We start from the raw sequence: 18,298 nt of genomic DNA on the forward strand, positions 1-18,298 counted from the left end.
CACTGAGTGGAAGGATGCGCGGATTCGCCCGAGCGGTGCGGGCTCAGGGCCGCCAGCCGAGCGCGGTCGAGATGCCGCGCGCCGCCATCCGCACGCCGAGGGCGAACTGCGGCTCGCCGCGCCGCTCGACGTGCGCGATGATCGACACCGCCGCGACCACCTCGCCCGAGGCATCCCGCACGGGCGCCGCCACCGAGAACGCCCCCCGGGTGAGCTCCTCGACCGCCTGGGACAGGCCGAGCGAACGGATCTCGGCGAGACGGATGCGCAGCTCACGCTCCTCAGTGAGCGTGTTGGGCAGGTACTTCCGCGGATTCGACGCGAGCACCTCGTGCAGCACGTCCTCGCCCGCGTGCGCGAGCAGCACGAGGCCGACGCCGGTCGCGTGCAGCGGCAGCCGCGATCCGACCTCGGAGATCACGGGCACGGCGTCGCGCCCCGACAGGCGCTCGAGGTAGACGGCGCCGAGCCCGTCGCGCACGGCGAGGTGCACGTGCTCGCGCGTCGACTCGAGCAGGTCCTCGAGGTAGGGCAGCGCGGCGCTCCGCAGGCGTCGCGCCGTGGGCTGGCGCACCCCGAGCCGCCACAGCTTCATGCCGAGGCGGTATCGGCCGTCGTCGCCGCGCACGAGGCCGCCCCACTCGACCCACTCGCCGAGCAACCGGTGCGCCGTCGAGAGCGGCAGCCGCGCACGGGCGGCGACCTCGCTCAGCGTGAGCTCCTCGCCCGCCGCGAACGCGTCGGCGATCGCGAACAGCTTGTCCGCCACGCTCCGCTCGTCGCGCGCTCCTCCCGCCATGCGCTCAGCCTAGGACGGTGCATCCGCGTCGCCGCCGGTCACGAGAGCAGGAGAACGCAGCGCGCATCGGTCTGCCAGTCCTGTTCTGGTGCCGGATGCCGCGTGGCGTCCTGCTTCCGCGACGGATGCCCCGTGGCGGGCACGGCGTGGCGTCCCGCTTCCGTGACGATCGCCGCGATCGTGGCCTGCGCGGCATCCGCATCGCCGCCGTCATCACCACCGCCACCCCGCCGCCATCGCCACCGCCACCCCGCCGCCGCGAGAACAGGAGCACGCGGCGCGCATCGGTCTGCCAGTCCTGTTCTGGTGCCGGATGCGGCGTGGCGCCCCGCTTCCGTGACGGATGCCGCGGGGCGGGCTGGGCGCGGCGGGCTGGGCGTGGCGGGCGCGACCCGGCGGGCGCGACCTGCAGGCCCGTCGACCCGGCGGGACGCGGACGCCGCTACTTCGGCGGCGCGGGCCGCATCCGCAGGTGGGTCACCCCGCCGTCGACCTCGAGCGACGTGCCCGTCGTCGAACGCGAGAGCGGACTCGCGAGGTAGGCGATGGCCGCGGCGACCTCGCCGGGGTCGACCATGCGGCCCGTGGCCTGGCGGGCGTCGAGCGCGGCGCGCTCCGCGACGGGATCCGGGAAGTTCTGCAGCATCCGATCGACGAACGCCGTGGCAACGGTGCCCGGGCTCACGCAGTTGACGCGGATGCCCTCGCGCACGTGGTCGGTCGCCATCGCGAAGGTGAGCGCGAGCACGGCGCCCTTCGACGCGCTGTACAGGGCGCGCTCGGGCAGGCCGTTGAGCGCGGCGATCGAGCACACGTTCACGATCGCGGCTGACGACGACCGTCGCAGCCACGGCAGCGCGGCGGCGCTCACTCGGGCCATGCCGACGACGTTGACGTCGAGCACCCGGGCCCACTCGGCGTCGTCGTTCGCCTCGACCGTGCCGATCGCGCTGATGCCCGCGTTGTTCACGACGACGTCGATGCCGCCGAGCTCCGCGCCGATGCGCTCGATCGCGGCGTTCACCGATGCACGGTCGGTCACGTCGGCCTCGACGGCGAACAGGTCGTCGGGTGCTCCCTCCACCGACCGGTCGATGATCGCCGCGCGTGCCCCGCGTCGCGCGAGCTCCTGCGCGGCGGCCAGGCCGATGCCCGATGCGCCGCCGGTCACCACGGCCACGAGTCCCGCGAACTCCCCGGCGCTCATGCCTGCACCATCCGCTGGCGCGCGCTGCCGAGGCCGTCGATCTCGAGCTCGACCACGTCGCCCTCGCGCAGGTACGGCGTGCCCGGAAGTCCGAGCGCGACGCCCGCGGGCGTGCCCGTGTTGATGAGGTCGCCCGGGCGCAGCACCATGAACTGGCTGAGGTACCAGATCACGTGGGCGACGGGGAAGATCATGGTCGCGGTCGAGCCGTCCTGGCGCATCGTGCCGTTGACGCTCAGCCTCATGCCGAGTCGCTGCGGGTCGGCGACCTCGTCGGCGGTCACGAGCACCGGCCCCAGCGGGTTGAACGTCTCGCAGCTCTTGCCCTTGTCCCACTGGCCGCCGCGCTCGAGCTGGAACTCGCGCTCGGAGACGTCGTGCGACACGACGTAGCCGGCCACGTGAGCGAGCGCGTCATCCGCCGACTCGAGGTAGCGCGCCTCACGGCCGATCACGACGCCGAGCTCGACCTCCCAGTCGGTCTTCACCGAGCGGCGCGGGATGCGCACGTCGTCGTACGGTCCGACGACGGTCGACGGGTCCTTCATGAAGACCACGGGCTCGGCCGGGAGCGCCGCGCCCGTCTCCTCCGCGTGGTCGCGGTAGTTGAGCCCGATGCAGACGATCTTGCCGGGCGCGACGATGGGCGCCCCGACCCGCAGGCCCGCGTCGTCGAGGCGCGGGAGGGTGCCCGCGTCGAGGGCGGCGCGGGTGCGGGCGATGCCGTCGCCGGCGAGGAAGGCTCCGTCGATGTCGGCGGTGAGGGGCCGCAGGTCGAAGACGGCGTCGCTCGTCTCGACGACGGGGATCTCCGCGCCGGCCGGGCCGCGTCGGGCGAATCTCATGGGTGCTCCGTTCGGTAGAAGTCGCGGGCGGTGCCCGAGAGGATGCGTTCGCGGTCGCGGGGGTCGAGACCGTCGAGCAGTGGCGTGAGCGAGGCGAGGACCGCCCGGTACCCGCCGGCGAGCAGCGAGATCGGCCAGTCTCCGCCGTACATGAGCCGGTCGGGGCCGAAGACCTCGACGGCGCAGTCGAAGACGGGTCGCAGTGCGTCGGATGCCGCGGGGCCGGCCGCGCCCGCAAGGCCGCCCGGCGGGTAGAGCCCCGAGACCTTGCCGAACACGAGGGGGTTCGCGGCGACCTCTGCGATGAGGCCGTGCCAGTCCCAGTCGTGCCGATCGTGCGGGCCGCCGCCCTGGCCGCCACCCTGGCCGCCGCCGCCGCCCCCACCGCCCAGCGGCGGCTTGCCGAGGTGGTCGATCACCATGCGCAAACCCGGATGCCGCTCCGACACGACGAGCACCGCCTCGAGGTGCTCGGGCAGCACGGCGACCACGTCGAACGGTACGCCGGCGTCCTCGAGCAGCCCGAGCCCCGCGTCGACGTCGGGGCGCAGCAACCAGTGCGGGTCGTCGCGGGTGTGGATGAGCGAGCGGATGCCGCACACGATCGGGTCGGCTCGGAGCTCCGCCAGCCGCTCGGCCGCCCGCGCGGGCTCGTCGAGCGGCACCCACGCGACGACCCCCCGCACCCGCGCCGACGCGCGCGCGGCCTCGAGCATGAACTCGGTGTCCTCGTCGTTGTCGGCCGACTGCACGAGGATCGTGCCGTCGACGCCCGCGTCGTCGAGCACGGCGAGCGCCTCGGGCAGGTCGAAGTCGCGGAAGATCGGGCCGGCATCGGGGCCGAGCCAGTCGTACGCCGCGCGCGACCGGTTCCAGATGTGCTGGTGCGCATCGAGGATGCCGCTCACGCCGCCACCCCAACTGGTCTGATGAATCCGGCGGTCAGGGCCGCCCGCCGACCTAGGATGTGCCCATGAGCACTCCTCCCGCCGCACGCGAGTCGCGTTCGCAGCCCGAGGTCGTCATCGACGGCATCCGCGACCTGATCACCGACGGCACCCTCGTGGCGGGCTCGCGCCTGCCCGTCGAGCGCGACCTGTGCACGCAGCTCGGCGTCTCCCGCGGCTCGCTGCGCGAGGGCATCCGCGCGCTCGTGATCCTCGGGGTGCTCGAGACCCGCCAGGGCGACGGTACCTACGTGACGAGCCTCGACGCCACCACCCTGTTCGGCCCGCTCGGGTTCCTCGCCGAGCTGCAGAGTCCCGAGAACAGCGTGCACCTGCTCGCCGTGCGCCGTGTGCTCGAGCCCGAGGCGGCGGCCAAGGCCGCGGTGCTCATCTCCGACGAGGACCTCGCCGAGGCCGAGCGCGTGCTCGACCGGGGCGACGCGCTGCTCGACGCGCCCGAGGGCGAGGTCGACCTCGAGGCGACGATCGACGTCGACACCGACTTCCACCGGGTCGTGGCACGTGCGAGCGGCAACCCCGCGTTCGCCGCGATCATCGAGGCGCTCATCGGCCGCACTGCGCGGGCGCGGCTGTGGCGCGCGATCCACGACGAGGGTGCGGTGCGCCGCACCCAGGCCGAGCACCGCGCCGTGCTCGACGCGCTGCGCGACCACGACCCCGACCGGGCGCGCATCCGCATGAGCGTGCATGTGCTCGGGGTCGAGGAGTACACCGCGGGCCACGCCGACGGCACGAGCTCCGGCGGCGCCGGCCTCGCCGACGGGAGCGCCGCCGCTCCAGGCGCCGCGGGCGCGGCATCCGCCGGTCATGCCGGGGCCCCGCCCGCCGCGGCCGCCGGCAGCGCATCGGCACGCAGGAGGCCGCGTTCGACCAGCGCCGGCCAGAAGTCCGCGGGCACCGCGGCCTCGTAGCGCTCGATCGTGCTCTCGACGTGCGCCGCCGTGCGCGTGCCGACGACGACCGAGGCGACGACGGGGTTCAGCAGCGGGAACGCGATCGCGGCCTGCGGCAGGGTGATGCCGAACTCGTCGCACACGTCGGCGATCGCATCCGCCCGCTCGAGCACCGCGGGCGGCACCGGCGCATAGTCGTACTTCGCATCGGCGGCGGGCCTCGGGTTCGACAGCAGCCCCGAGTTGTAGACGGCGGCGGCCACCACGGCGACGCCGGCCGCCTCGGCCGCGGGCAGCAGGTCGTCGAGCGCGCCCTGCTCGAGCAGCGTGTACCGGCCCGCGACCATCACGACGTCGATGTCGTGGCCGCGCACGAAGTCGGCGAGCATGGCCGACTGGTTCATGCCCGCCCCGATCGCCCGCACCACGCCCTCGTCGCGCAGCTCGATGAGCGCGGGGATGCCCTCGCGGGAGGCCACGTCGAAGTGGTCGTCGGGGTCGTGCAGGTAGGCGATGTCGATGCGGTCGAGGCCGAGCCGCTCGAGGCTCGCGTCGATCGAGCGGCGGATGCCGTCGCGCGTGAAGTCCCATTCGCGTCGCGTGGTCGCTGGTACGACGAATCCCTGGTCGTCGAGTCGGCCGGCGCCGCTGGGATCCGGCACCAGCAGCCGACCCACCTTCGTCGAGACCACGTAGTCGGCGCGCGGGCGTCCGGCGAGCGCGGCGCCCAGGCGGCGCTCCGAGAGCCCCAGCCCGTAGTGCGGCGCGGTGTCGAAGTAGCGGATGCCGGCGGCCCACGCGCGGTCGACGGCATCCGTCGAGGCCTCGTCGCTCGTCTCGCGGTAGAGGTTGCCGAACTGGGCGACCCCGAGGCCGATCTCGGTCGTGGACACGCCACGGCCCACCGTGCGACTCAGCATCGAGGATCCTCCACGTTCGCGAACATTGCCCTCAAAGGTTAGACCAATATGGGCTACCATGCCACTTGTACCGTCGGTAGCCGCCGATCGCCACTGATTGGTTCAGTGAATCGACCTCAGCGAGCGGATGCCGCAGACTCACGAACCCTGGAGGCTCGATGCTGACCGCCGCCTACACCGGCAACGCCACGATCGACATCGCCGAGGCGGAGCCCACGCCGCCGGCGCCGGGCCAGGTGCAGCTCGAGGTCGCCTACGTCGGCCTCTGCGGCACCGACCTGCACATCCTCCACGGCAGCATGGACGCCCGCGTGCAGACGCCTCTGGTCTTCGGGCACGAGATGAGCGGCACGATCGCCTCGGTCGGCGACGGCGTCGAGGGCTGGGCGCCGGGGGACCGCGTCACCGTCATGCCGCTCGCGTGGGACGGCACGTGCCCGGCCTGCCTCGCCGGCAACCAGCACATCTGCCAGAACCTCGACTTCATCGGCATCGACTCCCCCGGCGCGCTGCAGGCGCGATGGAACGTGCCGGCCGACACGCTCGTCGCGCTTCCCGCCGACATCGCGATGGATGCCGCGGCGCTCGTCGAGCCCGTCGCGGTCGCCGTGCACGACGTGCGGCGCTCCGAGCTCACGCCGGGCGACCGGGTCGTGGTCATCGGCGGCGGTCCCATCGGCGTGCTCATCGCCACGGTGGCCCGCGCCTTCGGCGCCGAGGTCGCGGTGATCGAGCTCGACCCTGCCCGCCGCGCGCAGATCGGCGCGCTCGGGTTCGAGGCCCTCGACCCGCGCGAGACCGATCAGGTCGCCTGGGTCGAGCAGTGGACGGGTGGCGCGGGCGCGGACGTCGTCTTCGAGGTGTCGGGCGCCGCGGCGGCCGTGCTCGGCGCCACCGACCTCGCCAAGGTGCGCGGCACGATCGTGGTGGTCGCCATCCACCCGACCCCCCGCGAGATCAACCTGCAGCGCGTGTTCTGGCGGGAGCTGCGCATCCTCGGCGCCCGCGTCTACCAGCGCACCGACTTCGAGCGGGCCGTCGAGCTCATCGCCGACGGCACCATTCCCACGTCGGTGCTCATCACGAAGGTGGTACCGCTCGCCGAGACGCGTGCGGCATTCGACGACCTCGAGGGCGGCCGCGCGATGAAGGTGCTCGTCGACGTGCAGGCGGGGCAGCCGGCCGAGGAGGCCGCCGCATGAGCGCGCTCTTCGACCTCACCGGCACCCTGGCCGTGGTGACCGGCGCGCGGCGCGGCATCGGGTTCGCGATGGTCGAGGCGCTCGCCACGGCCGGCGCCGACATCATCGGCGTCAGCGCCACCCTCGAGCCCAAGGGCAGCGCGATCGCCGCCGCCGTCGAGCGGCAGGGCCGCCGCTTCGAGGCGCGCGCCGTCGACTTCGCGGATCGCGCCGCCGTCGTGTCCCTCGCAGAGGAGCTCGCCGACCGCGAGGTCGACATCCTCGTCAACAACGCCGGCACGATCGAGCGGGCGCCGGCGGCGCAGCATCCGCTCGAGCTCTGGGACCGCGTGATCGAGGTCGACCTGTCGAGCCAGTTCGTGCTCACGCAGGCGCTCGGCCGCGGGATGCTCGCGCGCGGGCGCGGCAAGGTGATCTTCACGGCGAGCCTGCTGAGCTTCCAGGGCGGCATCAACGTGCCGGGCTACGCGGCGGCGAAGTCGGGCATCGCGGGGCTCGTGCGCGCGCTGTCGAACGAGTGGGCGGGCTCGGGTGTCACGGTCAACGCGATCGCGCCCGGGTACATCGCCACCGACAACACGCAGGCGCTGCGCGACGACCCGGATCGGTCGCGGTCGATCCTCGACCGCATCCCCGCCGGCCGCTGGGGCCGGGCAGACGACCTCGGCGGCGCGACGGTGTTCTTGGCGTCGCGCGCGTCCGACTACGTCTCGGGCGTCGTGCTCCCCGTCGACGGCGGGTGGCTGGGCCGATGATCCTCGAGGGCCACCCCATCGTGCCCGTCGTCGTGGTCGACGATGCGGCGCAGGTCGCCGGCCTCGTCGACGCACTCGCGGCCGGCGGCATCCGCTGCGCCGAGATCACCCTGCGCACGCCCGCCGCGGTCGCGGCGCTCCGCATCGCCGGCGCCGTCGGCGGCTTCGTCGCGGGGGCGGGCACGGTGCTCACGGCCGACGACGTCGACCGGGTCGTCGACGCGGGGGCGCGGTTCGTGGTCTCGCCCGGGCTCGACGACGACGTGGTCGCCCGGTGCCGCCACCACGGCGTCGACGTCGTGCCGGGCGTCGCGACCGCGACCGAGGTGCAGCGCGCGCTGCGGCTCGGACTCGACCGCCTCAAGTTCTTCCCCGCCGCCCAGCTCGGCGCCCTCGCCGCGATCGAGGCGCTGAGCGGCCCCTTCCCCGGCGTGCGCTTCCTGCCGAGCGGCGGGGTTTCCCCCGAGAACGCCGCCGCCTACATCGCGTCGCCGTCGGTCTTCGCCGTGAGCGGCAGCTGGATGGCGACGCGCGCGATGATCCGCGACGGCGACGTCGCGACCATCGAGCGGGTGAGCCGCGAGGCCGTCGCGCTGGTGACGCCGTGACCGTGCTCCGGCGTGTGCTCACGGTCGGCGAGGGACTCGGCGTGCTGCGGGCCCGCGACCTCGGGTCGCTCGCCACGGTCTCGGAGTTCACGCTCTCGACGGGCGGCGCCGAGGGCAACGTCGCGATCGGCCTCGCCCGGCTCGGCGTGCCGGTCACCTGGGTCGGCCGCGTCGGCGACGACGACCTCGGCCGCCGGGTCGTGCGCGAGCTGCGCGCCGAGGGGGTCGACGTGATCGCCCCGACGGATGCCGCGGCCACGGGCCTGCTCGTGAAGTCGACGCCCGCCCCCGGCCGCACCTCGGTCGCGTACTATCGCGCCGGCAGCGCCGGCAGTCGTCTCGCCCCCGCCGACGTCGAGCACGTTCCGCTCGACGACGTCGCGCTCGTGCACGTCACCGGCATCACGCCCGCGCTCTCCGCGACGGCGGCCGAGGCGATCGACGTGCTCGTCGCCCGCGCCCGGGCCGGCGGCATCCCCGTCTCGTTCGACGTGAACCACCGGTCGACCCTGTGGGCGTCGGCCGACGCTGCTGTGTCATCGCACCGTCGCTTGGCGAGGCTCGCCGACGTCGTGTTCGCGGGCCAGGACGAGGCGGCGCTGCTCGTGGACGACGCACGGCAGCCGCCGGCGAGCGCCTCCGGTGACCCCGAGGAGCTCGCGCGCCGCATCGCCGCACTCGGGCCTCGCGAAGTCGTCGTGAAGCTCGGCGAGTACGGCGCGCTCTCGCTGCGCGACGGCGTCGTCGAGCGCCGCGCAGCGATCCCGGTCGACGTCATCGACACGGTCGGCGCGGGCGACGCCTTCGTGGCCGGTTACCTCGCCGAACTCGTCGCCGGTCAGCCGCTCGGTGAGCGGCTCGACACGGGCGTGCGCGCCGGAGCAGCCGCGTGCACGCACCCCGGCGACTGGGAGGGCTCCCCCACCAAAGCCGAGCTCGCGCGCGTCGGCGGCGACCCCGTCCGCCGCTGACCTCGCTCCCTCGGCCGCGCCTCTCCACGCACGAACTGCTGGCGCGATCGACTCCGGTCGTGCGGACGCGCCCGTTGCGCTCAACGCCCCCTCAGCGGGACTCGTCAACGGGCGGGTCTTGCGGGAAATCGCCGATCGAACGGATGCGACCGACCGCACGTCGGACTGGTGGTGCCGGCGCGTGCCGCGGTGACGGACCGGCTCTCGGGCACAGCATTCCTCCGCCGGGGGTCTCTAGACGGCTCTCGACGTGGGGGTGCGCTCGTGGCTAGGCTGCGCCGCAGGAGCCTGGGGGGATTGCGATGGGGAGGCTGCGATGACGATGTCGAGCGAAGAGATCCGCGACCGGGGTATCGGACGCCGGGCCGTCGAGGCCGCCGTATGGGGGATGGCCGCGGTGAACTACGAGGTGATGCGCTCGGTGATGGCCGGCGAGGGCCGCACCGAGTTCGTGTACTGGTCGAAGCTCCTCGATTGGCGGAACCAGACCCTGACCCCGAATCCCGACCTCATCTACTACATGGCGTTCATGGACCCCGGACGTGACGGCCCGATCGTGGTCGACATCCCGCCGGGCACCGACGACCACGTGCTGAACGGCAGTCTCTGCAACATCTGGCAGGTGCCGCTCGAAGACGTCGGACGGTTCGGGGCGGACGAGGGGCGGGGCGCGCGGTACCTGTTGCTGCCGCCTGGCTACGACGGTGACGTGCCCGACGGCTACCTGGTTCTGCAGTGCGACACGCGGCGCGTGTACGCCCTGCTCAGGTCGGTCCTGCCCGAGCGCACGCAAGAGGCGCTCGACGCGGGACTGGAATACTGCCGCGGCATCCGGATCTACCCGCTCGCGCAGGCGAACGACCCGCCCGACACGCCGCGCCGCGACCTCGCGGGTGAGCTCGTCGACACGCGAATCCCGTACGACATCCGCTTCTGGGAGGCGCTCGACCGGGTGGTGCAGGCCGAGCCGTGGCTGCCGCGGGATCGGCCGTTCGCGGAGATGCTCGCCACGCTGGGGATCGTGAAGGGTCAGCCGTTCGAGCCCGACCAGCGGCGCGTGAAGCTGCTCGAAGCGGCCGTGCAGGAGGCGCACGAGTGGCTGCGCGAGCTGTACGTGAACGAGCCTGATTGGGTCGACGGAGCGCGGTGGTTCTTCCCAGCCGGGCGGGACTTCACCGAGGGGCAGAGCCAGAACTTCGCGAACGGGGAGGTGTACCCGTACACCGATCGCGGCGTGATCTACCACATGGCGTTCATCGGGTTGAAGCGCCTCGGGATCGGCCAGTTCTACCTCGTCTGCGTGCGCGACAGCGACGGGGATCTGCTCGACTCGGGTATGAGCTACCGGTTGCGGGTCCCGTCCGGCGTGCCGGTGTCGCAGTACTGGTCAGTCACGATGTACGACGGCGACGACCACACGTTCATCCGCGGCAACGAGAAGTACTCCGTCTCGTCGCAGACGCCGGGGCTGGCGGTGAACGACGACGGCTCGGTCGACGTCTTCTTCGGGCGGGAGCCGCAGCCCGGTCTCGAGGCGAACACCGTGTCGACGGGCGAGTCCCGCACGTTCGAGCTCATGTTCCGCTTCTACGGCGTCGGACCCGACGTGATGGCGAAACGGTGGACGCTTCCCAACGTCGAGAAGCTCCCATAGATCAACCCGCCGTTCAATGCCAGAACGGACCGCTGAGGGATGCGCTAGGGGCGGCATTCCGTCACGCTCAAGCACCGAGCGTGACTGAGATCCGCCGACCGATCCCTCGCCCAGTAGCCGCGGTAAGGGATCCCGTTAGGACTGGTGCTTACCGCTTCTGACCCACATGGCCAGAGCCACGATCCCTGCCGCTGCGACTGCAGCACCTCCGACGACCAAGGTGTTCCACACAACGAAAGAGTCCACGCCCGACGGTCTTACGCAGGAAGCGCGAGCGCAACGATCACCGCGTCGGTCGCGGAGGCCCGATGAGGGATCCGCTTGCGGACGTCCTCTGACGGACCGGCTTACCGGCAGAGTGGACTGCTGGTGCTGCAGCGTGGCAACCGCGTCATCGGAAGGGGTCACTTGGTGACTCGGTTCTTGTCCGCTGTCGAGGCATCCGTCGCCCGTCTCGCCTGAGTCTCGCGGCGCTGATGCGACCGGACTAAAGTGGCGCGCGTCGAGCGAAGGAGCCTCCAGATGAGCGGATCGTTCTGGGCGGGGATCGCCGTCATCGTCGCGCTGGCCGCCGTGTCGCTGCTGGTGCTCATGATCCTGCGGGCACGAGGCAAACGGCTGCCTCCCATGGAGCCCGGGACCGCCGAGGCCGCCGCCGAGGCCCAGCAGCTGAGGGATCAGGGCCGCCGCGACGGTTGGGTGCCGTGATGGCGAGAACGTGCTGGGCCCGCAGGAGCTGGGTCTCGAGCGCAGGGGCTGATCGAAACGACGCCGGCGCGGCGGCACTGGTACGGGTCTATGCTGACGGCGTCGAAGGAGGCTCACCGTGACTGTCGACATCGATGTCGTCCCGCTCGAGAAGCCGGACGACGTGAACGTCATCGTCGGTCAATCTCATTTCATCAAGACGGTCGAAGATCTGCACGAGGCGCTCGCCGGGGTCGGCGGCGCCCTGAAGTTCGGAGTGGCGTTCTGTGAGGCTTCCGGTGCGCGGCTGGTCAGGCGCACCGGCAACGACGATTCACTCGTGGACCTCGCGGTCGCGGCAGCGATGTCCGTCGGTGCCGGGCACTCCTTCGTGATCATGTTGCGTGACGGGTTCCCCGTGAACGTGCTCAACCAGGTCAAAGCGGTGCCAGAGGTGTGCTCGATCTACTGCGCCACGGCGAATCCGGTGCAGATCCTCGTCGCCGTCACCGACACCGGCCGCGGCGTGGCAGGAGTGATCGACGGCGAACCCCCGGTGGGTGTCGAGAACGAGCAGGATGTCGCGGACCGCAAAGACCTACTGCGCGCGATCGGCTACAAGCTCTGACGCGGATCGGACCGACGGGCGCCGAGGGACCGACGTTCGGTCACTGGATCAGCGTTCGAGTCGGGATGACCGCCGCGCAGGTCTGCAACCCCGGGCCGGCTCGTGAGCCATGACAGAGGCGGCGAGGATGGGGTGATGGCGATTCTGCATCTCGCGTCACTGTCGGACTGGCTGGATGCGCTGGTGTCCGGTGAATACCGTGTCTCGACGAAGGGTGCGACGCTCGAGGACGTCGGATTCATCCACGCGTCGCACCCCAGCCAGCTGGCGGGCGTCGCCGCGTTCCTGTACGCCGACATGGAGGAACCGCTCTGCGTGCTCGTCATGGACGAGGAACGGATTGCAGCCGGAGGCGTGCGAGTCGTGGAGGAGAACGGTGGAGGTGGCGAGCTGTACCCGCACATCTATGGGCCGATCCGGCCCGAGTTCGTGGTCGATGTCATCCCGGCCCATCTCGACGACCGAGGGTCATTCACCATGTCCGGCCCGCTCGGGTGAATCAGCGCGTTTGGCCACCGGCTTGCGGGCGAATCGAGATCCTTGATCATCTCGACCGCTGTGAACGTGACCGGCGGCGAGGACTGGATAGGGACGCAGTCAGTTGGCCGTATGCGCCGTCATCATGATCGACACCAGGATGCCTTCCAGCTCAGGTCCGAGCCGGGCGACGGCGCGGGTCGGAAGAGTCTGAGTGAAGACCTCCGAGTATGTCTCGTTCATGCCGACGAAGTCATCAGGTTGCGCCAGCAACACGGTGACCTGGGTCACGTCGGCGAGAGCACTGCCGCCCGCATGGAGGATGGCCTCGCAATTGCGCAACGCCTGCCGGGTCTGATCCTGAATCGATGACCCGGCCAGCTCGCCGGTCGCCGGATCGATCCCGACCATTCCCGACACGTAGAGAATCGAACCCACTCGAACACCCTGGCTGTACAGCGGAGAGCTCGGCGCGTTGTCCGTACGGATGATCTGCCTGTTCATGGACCGGAGCATATGCCCGCCGAGGGCAAGACAACCGAAATGCCGCGTTGGCTCTGACATGCACGAAATCGAGACGGCAGCCCGAACCCGACCGGGACGCCCTCTGGGTAGAGTGGCCGACTGGATCGGCGAGGGGCGGCGGGAGTCATGGGACCGGTGATCGGCGGTAGGGTCTTGGTCGCCGCGGGTGTCCTACTCGTCGCCTTCCGTGAGCGGGCAGCGCGATGGAACCGTCGAGAGTTGATGCGTTCCTTCGGTCGGCTGGCAGCTCAGGTGGTGAGGAACTCGACGCCATCGCGGATGGTTCTCACCGGGCTCATCTGGATCTCGGTTGGGATCTGGCTGGTAAGAGTGCGACCAGGCTCTTGATCGCCGACTGGATCCAGATCTGTCAGCCCGATCGCGGTCGATGCCCGATGGCGGATCCGCTTGCGGCTTCCGCTGCCTGATCCCTGGGCGGGCAGGATGGCTGGGCGCTGACTGCCATGCTTGTTGGTATGTCGCAACCGAACGACCTCCTCGCCGTCCTTGTCGACGCTGACAACGTGCCGCCATGGAAGATCGGTGCAGTCCTCACCGAGGTCGCCCGGTTTGGCACGGCCTCGGTGAAGCGGGTCTACGGTGACTGGACCAAGCCGAACTTGGGCAGCTGGAAGCCGGTCGCCAGCGAGCACGTCATTCAGCCGATGCAGCAGTTCGCCAACACGATCGGCAAGAACGCGACCGACAGCGCCCTGATCATCGACGCCATGGACCTGCTCTACACGCGCCGATTCCACGGGTTCTGCATCGTGTCATCCGACAGCGACTTCACCCGTCTCGCATCACGTATTCGGGAAGAAGGCGTCACGGTCTATGGGTTCGGAGAGCGGAAGACGCCCGAAGCTTTCCGTAACGCGTGCGATCAGTTCACGTACCTGGACGTGCTCGAGGAGCCTGCCGCGGAGAGCACTTCTGCAGCGGTCACACGCGTTCCGCCCCCGAAGCTGCGCGGCGACACCAAGCTCGTCTCAGGGTTGCGGACGAGCGTCACCACCGCATCGGGCGAGGACGGATGGGCGAACCTCTCGGCGGTGGGCGTGCTGATGCGGAAGCAACATCCCGATTTCGACTCACGAAACTGGGGGTACGCGAAACTCTCCGACTTGGTTCGAGCGACGGAACTCTTCCTCATCGAGCCCCGCCCCGCTGGCGGATTGCAGGTGCAACACCGAAAGAAGAACGGCGACTGAGGAGCCGACAGCGGATCCGCTAGCGGACGTCCGATCACCGAGCGGCTATTTGGCCGGCACTTGGTCGACTAACCTTCGGGGATGACGAACCCGCCTCCGATCGACGACGTGTCGATCGGCGGCGAGGTCATTCGCCTCGGCCAGTTCCTGAAGTTCGCTGGGCTCTTCGACTCCGGTGGAAGCGTGAAGGAAGCCATCATCGACGGCTACGTGGCCGTGAACGGCGAGGTTGATCGCCGCCGCGGGCGGCAACTGCAGGTGGGCGACGTCGTCAGCTTCGAGGGACGCCGGGTCCGCGTCAGCGAGTGAGGGCAACCGAGGCGGGCGGAGCTACAAAGCACCAGGCGTCGGGCAGTGCTTCGTGGTCGGGTTCTCGGCTCGCGCGTCCGCCACTCGACGGCGACCAGGGCTTCGCTGCCCGCGACTGGCCCGACAGACCGGGGTGGGATTCGCATGAGACGAGTTTTGGCCTGATTGTCGATTTGGCGGCCATGTGTTCGCTGTCACTGTGACGGAGCCGGACAGGCCGGCCCGCGACCCAGTGCAGGAGGCACTTCCATGTCCCAGTATGCGATCCTCATCTACGAAGACCCGGCGTTCTACGAGACCATGCCGCCCGAGGGGTGGGCCGCGGTGGTCGACGCGCACAACACGTTCACCAAGCAGGTCTCCGAGCTGGGTGGGTCCCTGACGGGCGGAGGGGCGCTCGCGCCCGTGACGACGGCGACCACGATCAAGGGTGGCGGTACGGTGACGGACGGCCCGTTCGTCCAGAGCAAGGAGGCCCTCCTCGGCTACTACGTCGTCGAGGCGCGCGATCTCGACCACGCCGTCGATATCGGCAAGCTGTGCCCGGCCAACGGCGGCGGCGTGGAGGTTCGTCCGATCGTGAACCCGTCGACGAACCCGTTCTGATCGCTCCCAGCGACGAGCCGACCGCGTCCGCCATGCAGGCGGATGCGGTCGCTGCCGCACTGGCGCAGGCCCGGTGTCGAATTCGGGCTTGCCCGTTCGCTGTAGGGATGAAACGGTTCCCATGACGAAAGGACGCGACCGTGAAGTACGTCATCATGTTCACAACCACGCCCGAACTCGACGCAGCGGCGTCGCCTGAGCACGTCGAGCAGGCCTATCGCCGCACCTTCGACTGGTTCGGCATGCACAGCGAGGTGATGACCGAGTCCGGCGCCCAGCTGCAGCCGGTCACCACCGCGACCACGGTCAGGTACGGCGGCGAAGAGCCGGTCGTGGCCGACGGGCCGTTCTCGGAGGCGAGGGAGGTCATCGGCGGATTCCAGGTGATCGACGTGCCCGACCTCGACGCGGCGATCGCCATCGTCAAGACGTGGCCGCTGCTCGAGCTGCCCGGCGTTGCGGTCGAGATCCGCCCGATCGTCGTCTACTAGCGCCACATCGAGCCGTGAACGAGACGGATCCCGCGGCAGCGGAGTCAGGCCGGGCCCACGCCGCGGCATCCGATCAACTCCTCGCGAGGGTGATCCGCGAGGAGTCCGCGCGGATCGTCGCGGCGCTCACGGGATGGCTCGGGAGCCTCGACCTTGCAGAGGAGTCGGTCGCCGAGGCGATCGAGGAGGCCCTGCGCCAGTGGCGTACGCGCGGGGTGCCCCCCAATCCCGGGGGATGGCTGACGCAGGCGGCCCGCCACAACGCCCTCGACCGCTTGCGACGCGAGAAGCGGTACCGCGAGAAGCTGGCCATGCTCGCCGATCCACCCGAGGCCGCACCGCTCACCGGCGAGCCCGACGAGCGACTGCCGCTCCTGTTCGGCTGCTGTCACCCCGCCATCTCCCCGGACGCGCAGCTCGCTCTGACGCTCCGTGCGATCTGCGGCCTCACGACCGCGCAGATCGCGCGAGCCACCCTGGCCCCGGAATCGACAGTCGCGCAGCGGATCGTGCGGGCCAAGCGGAAGATCGGTGCCACCGGCATCCCCCTGCGGATCCCCGAGGGATCCGAACGGGCCGCGCGCCTGGATATAGTCCTGACCGTCGTCTCCGTGATGTACAGCGAGGCCCACCTGGTCGCGGGCGGAGACGCGGCCGCGGACCGCGACCTCGCCGACGACGCCCTGTGGCTCGCGCGCGTCGTCGCACACCAACTGCCGCGCGAGGCGGAGGCGCAGGGACTGCTCGCACTGCTGCTGTTCCATCGAGCACGCGAAGGGGCACGCGCCGTCGATGGAGAGCTCGTCCTGCTCGCCGATCAGGACCGGACGCGGTGGGATCGCCGACTGATCGCCGAGGCACAGGCCGTGCTCGAGGAGGCGGCGATGCTACGACGCCCCGGGCGATGGCAGTTGCACGCGGCGATCGCCGCATGCCACTCCGACACGCGCGACGGCGGCGACACCGACTGGCTCCAGGTGCTCACGCTCTACGACATGCTGCTGGCGTACGACCGCTCGCCGGTCGTACGGCTGAACCGCGCGGTGGCGCTCGCCGAGGTCGACGGACCGCAGGCGGCACTGGACGAGGTGGATGCGCTCGGACGCGCCCTCGCGGGATACCACCTCTGGCACGCCGTGCGCGCGCGGATGCTCCGGCACCTCGGCCGTCGCGACGAGGCGATGGCCGAGGACCTGTGCGCCCTGGAACTCACGGCGAACGACGCCGAACGGCGCCTGCTGGAGGCGCGGGTCGATCGCTGAGCGGGTTCTCCTCCTCACCCGTGCTCAGCAGCGGCGGTTCGGCCGACGGCATCACCATGCAGGTCGCGAAAGCGAGAGGCCGCCTCCGCGGCAAGCGGCCGATCGTCACTTCGCCTCGTGCCTCGCTGTCGGTCGTGCGGCATAGGCTCGCCCCGTGGCCACCCTCGACGACCTGCGTCGCACCACCGCCGGGCTGCCCGGTAGCGAGGAGCGCGCGACGACGGGCGGCGCCGCGTGGTTCGTGCGCGGCAAGCTGTACGCGTGGGAGTGCCATCCTTGGCCGAGCATCCCCTCAGACATACGGGAAACAATCGCGGCCGAGCTCGTCGTCGGGGTGAAGGTCGCCGACCGTCTGGACGCGCTCGCGCTTGTCGCAATGGCGCCCAACGTGTTCCTGCGCACCACGACCACCTGGGGCGAGCCGAAGGTAGCGTTCCGCATGGCCGGCATCGACGAGGACCATCTCGCCGAGCTCGTGACCGACGCGTGGCGCGTACAGGCTCCGAAGTACCTGCGGCGTGAGCTCGACGACGTCAGCTCCCACAAGGATCGATCACTGCGCTCGTGACTCGAGCAATGTCCAGTGTCCCTCTGAGACGACCTCGACTGTGCCGCCGTTCACCGTGATGGCACTCTGGTCGTCGAGGGCGTACGCCTTTCCGCCGATACCGGCCGACCACTGCTCGGCCTCAGCGAGGCTGTTCTCCGGGAAGACGTCCAGGTGCGGGAAGATCGAGAAGTCCACCACGCCGAGCATGCGGTCGTCTGTTGCAGACGGCCACTCCACGAACGTGGAGCCGATTCGCGGGGTCATCACCATGCTGCCCGCACTGACCCCCACCCAGACGGTGTCGACCAGCGAAGGCAGGAGGTCGGCCAACCCTGACTCCCGCATCCAGTGGCACAGGTATGTGGCCTCGCCCCCGGCGACCAGCAGCGCGTCGGCCTCCCGGACCCAGGGCACCCAGCGTTCCGCGCCGATCGTGGTGAGCGCAGTCAACTCGAGAACGCCGAGCGACTTCCACTCCAGGGAGGTCATGCAGCCCCACGCGCGGCCATGCAGGAAGTCCGGCACCGAGACGGGCTGGTGTCGGGGGTAGCCCCACTGCGCCGTCGGGACGCAGAGCGCGATGGAGTCGGAGATCGGCTTACCCAGCAGGTCGACCAGCGCCTGGCTGATGGTCGGGTTGGTGATGCCTCCGGACGTGAGAAGGAGTTTCACGTTGCCATCCTCGAGTGATCATCGGAATCAGCCAACCGATCTTCGCAGCTCGATCAGT

22 protein-coding genes are annotated in these 18,298 nt (G+C 70.7%); 15 read left to right on the forward strand and 7 right to left on the reverse strand.

Annotation, left to right across the window (positions count from 1 at the left end):
* Positions 1–43: 43 nt before the first annotated feature.
* The 4 genes from EDM22_RS06545 to EDM22_RS06560 form a co-directional block, all read right to left on the reverse strand.
* Positions 44–799 (reverse strand): IclR family transcriptional regulator, encoded by a 756-nt coding sequence (locus EDM22_RS06545; protein WP_122936263.1) that lies wholly within the window; start codon positions 797–799, stop codon positions 44–46.
* Positions 800–1,241: 442 nt separating this feature from the next.
* A complete protein-coding gene (locus EDM22_RS06550) occupies positions 1,242–2,006 on the reverse strand; it encodes an SDR family NAD(P)-dependent oxidoreductase (protein WP_122936264.1) in 765 nt (254 codons plus the stop codon).
* The gene (locus EDM22_RS06555; RefSeq protein ID WP_122936265.1) at positions 2,003–2,851 is read right to left on the reverse strand and encodes a fumarylacetoacetate hydrolase family protein; all 849 of its coding nucleotides are present in this window, start codon (positions 2,849–2,851) and stop codon (positions 2,003–2,005) included. Before EDM22_RS06555 ends, EDM22_RS06550 begins: the two co-directional genes overlap by 4 nt.
* Positions 2,848–3,759, reverse strand: coding sequence for an amidohydrolase family protein (locus EDM22_RS06560; protein WP_122936266.1), 912 nt, complete (start codon positions 3,757–3,759; stop codon positions 2,848–2,850). Before EDM22_RS06560 ends, EDM22_RS06555 begins: the two co-directional genes overlap by 4 nt.
* Before the next feature lie 65 nt (positions 3,760–3,824).
* On the opposite strand from EDM22_RS06560, the gene EDM22_RS06565 reads away from it, so the two are divergent.
* Entirely contained in the window at positions 3,825–4,730 is a 906-nt protein-coding gene (locus EDM22_RS06565; RefSeq protein WP_122936267.1) for a FadR/GntR family transcriptional regulator, read from the forward strand.
* Here EDM22_RS06565 and EDM22_RS06570 read toward each other — a convergent pair.
* Entirely contained in the window at positions 4,625–5,632 is a 1,008-nt protein-coding gene (locus EDM22_RS06570) for an aldo/keto reductase (protein ID WP_122936268.1), read from the reverse strand. The two genes, EDM22_RS06565 and EDM22_RS06570, sit on opposite strands and share 106 nt — an antisense overlap.
* Before the next feature lie 158 nt (positions 5,633–5,790).
* Between EDM22_RS06570 and EDM22_RS06575 the strand changes: the two genes are divergently transcribed.
* From EDM22_RS06575 to EDM22_RS06610, 8 genes are all read left to right on the forward strand, one after another.
* Positions 5,791–6,834 carry a zinc-dependent alcohol dehydrogenase gene (locus EDM22_RS06575; RefSeq protein ID WP_122936269.1) on the forward strand — a complete coding sequence of 348 codons (1,044 nt, stop codon included), beginning with the start codon at positions 5,791–5,793 and terminating at the stop codon, positions 6,832–6,834.
* Positions 6,831–7,589: an SDR family oxidoreductase gene (locus tag EDM22_RS06580; protein WP_122936270.1), complete on the forward strand. Its 759-nt coding sequence runs from the start codon at positions 6,831–6,833 to the stop codon at positions 7,587–7,589. Before EDM22_RS06575 ends, EDM22_RS06580 begins: the two co-directional genes overlap by 4 nt.
* The gene (locus tag EDM22_RS06585) at positions 7,586–8,197 is read left to right on the forward strand and encodes a bifunctional 4-hydroxy-2-oxoglutarate aldolase/2-dehydro-3-deoxy-phosphogluconate aldolase (RefSeq protein WP_122936271.1); all 612 of its coding nucleotides are present in this window, start codon (positions 7,586–7,588) and stop codon (positions 8,195–8,197) included. The genes EDM22_RS06580 and EDM22_RS06585 overlap by 4 nt, the downstream gene beginning before the upstream one ends.
* On the forward strand, positions 8,194–9,168 hold the full coding sequence (locus EDM22_RS06590) for a sugar kinase (protein ID WP_212591905.1): 975 nt from the start codon (positions 8,194–8,196) through the stop codon (positions 9,166–9,168). Before EDM22_RS06585 ends, EDM22_RS06590 begins: the two co-directional genes overlap by 4 nt.
* 316 nt (positions 9,169–9,484) lie before the next feature.
* Positions 9,485–10,822: a DUF1214 domain-containing protein gene (locus EDM22_RS06595; RefSeq protein WP_122936272.1), complete on the forward strand. Its 1,338-nt coding sequence runs from the start codon at positions 9,485–9,487 to the stop codon at positions 10,820–10,822.
* Between the two features lie 522 nt (positions 10,823–11,344).
* The gene (locus EDM22_RS06600; RefSeq protein WP_122936273.1) at positions 11,345–11,530 is read left to right on the forward strand and encodes a hypothetical protein; all 186 of its coding nucleotides are present in this window, start codon (positions 11,345–11,347) and stop codon (positions 11,528–11,530) included.
* A 118-nt stretch (positions 11,531–11,648) separates the two neighbouring features.
* On the forward strand, positions 11,649–12,137 hold the full coding sequence (locus EDM22_RS06605; RefSeq protein ID WP_122936274.1) for an adenosine-specific kinase: 489 nt from the start codon (positions 11,649–11,651) through the stop codon (positions 12,135–12,137).
* Between the two features lie 135 nt (positions 12,138–12,272).
* Complete coding sequence (locus EDM22_RS06610) at positions 12,273–12,635, forward strand: DUF952 domain-containing protein (protein WP_122936275.1); 363 nt, start codon at positions 12,273–12,275, stop codon at positions 12,633–12,635.
* Between the two features lie 99 nt (positions 12,636–12,734).
* Here the strand turns inward: EDM22_RS06610 and EDM22_RS06615 are convergent, their stop codons facing one another.
* Positions 12,735–13,118: a RidA family protein gene (locus tag EDM22_RS06615; RefSeq protein ID WP_122936310.1), complete on the reverse strand. Its 384-nt coding sequence runs from the start codon at positions 13,116–13,118 to the stop codon at positions 12,735–12,737.
* A 497-nt stretch (positions 13,119–13,615) separates the two neighbouring features.
* Here EDM22_RS06615 and EDM22_RS06620 point away from each other — a divergent pair, with 497 nt between their 5' ends.
* The 6 genes from EDM22_RS06620 (at position 13,616) to EDM22_RS06645 (ending at position 17,586) form a co-directional block, all read left to right on the forward strand.
* Positions 13,616–14,350 (forward strand): NYN domain-containing protein, encoded by a 735-nt coding sequence (locus tag EDM22_RS06620; protein ID WP_122936276.1) that lies wholly within the window; start codon positions 13,616–13,618, stop codon positions 14,348–14,350.
* Between the two features lie 81 nt (positions 14,351–14,431).
* The gene (locus EDM22_RS06625; protein ID WP_122936277.1) at positions 14,432–14,659 is read left to right on the forward strand and encodes an RNA-binding S4 domain-containing protein; all 228 of its coding nucleotides are present in this window, start codon (positions 14,432–14,434) and stop codon (positions 14,657–14,659) included.
* A gap of 249 nt (positions 14,660–14,908) precedes the next feature.
* Positions 14,909–15,265, forward strand: a complete 357-nt coding sequence (locus EDM22_RS06630) for a YciI family protein (RefSeq protein ID WP_122936278.1) — start codon at positions 14,909–14,911, stop codon at positions 15,263–15,265.
* Positions 15,266–15,405: 140 nt separating this feature from the next.
* Complete coding sequence (locus EDM22_RS06635) at positions 15,406–15,756, forward strand: YciI family protein (RefSeq protein WP_122936279.1); 351 nt, start codon at positions 15,406–15,408, stop codon at positions 15,754–15,756.
* Between the two features lie 14 nt (positions 15,757–15,770).
* Positions 15,771–17,018, forward strand: a complete 1,248-nt coding sequence (locus EDM22_RS06640) for an RNA polymerase sigma factor (protein WP_122936280.1) — start codon at positions 15,771–15,773, stop codon at positions 17,016–17,018.
* Positions 17,019–17,172: 154 nt separating this feature from the next.
* Positions 17,173–17,586 carry an MmcQ/YjbR family DNA-binding protein gene (locus EDM22_RS06645; protein WP_122936281.1) on the forward strand — a complete coding sequence of 138 codons (414 nt, stop codon included), beginning with the start codon at positions 17,173–17,175 and terminating at the stop codon, positions 17,584–17,586.
* Here EDM22_RS06645 and EDM22_RS06650 read toward each other — a convergent pair.
* A complete protein-coding gene (locus EDM22_RS06650; RefSeq protein ID WP_122936282.1) occupies positions 17,572–18,240 on the reverse strand; it encodes a Type 1 glutamine amidotransferase-like domain-containing protein in 669 nt (222 codons plus the stop codon). The genes EDM22_RS06645 and EDM22_RS06650 overlap by 15 nt on opposite strands.
* Positions 18,241–18,298 lie beyond the last annotated feature (58 nt).

Origin of the sequence: Agromyces tardus (assembly GCF_003710805.1) — a bacterium.
Taxonomy (GTDB): Bacteria; Actinomycetota; Actinomycetes; order Actinomycetales; family Microbacteriaceae; genus Agromyces; species Agromyces tardus.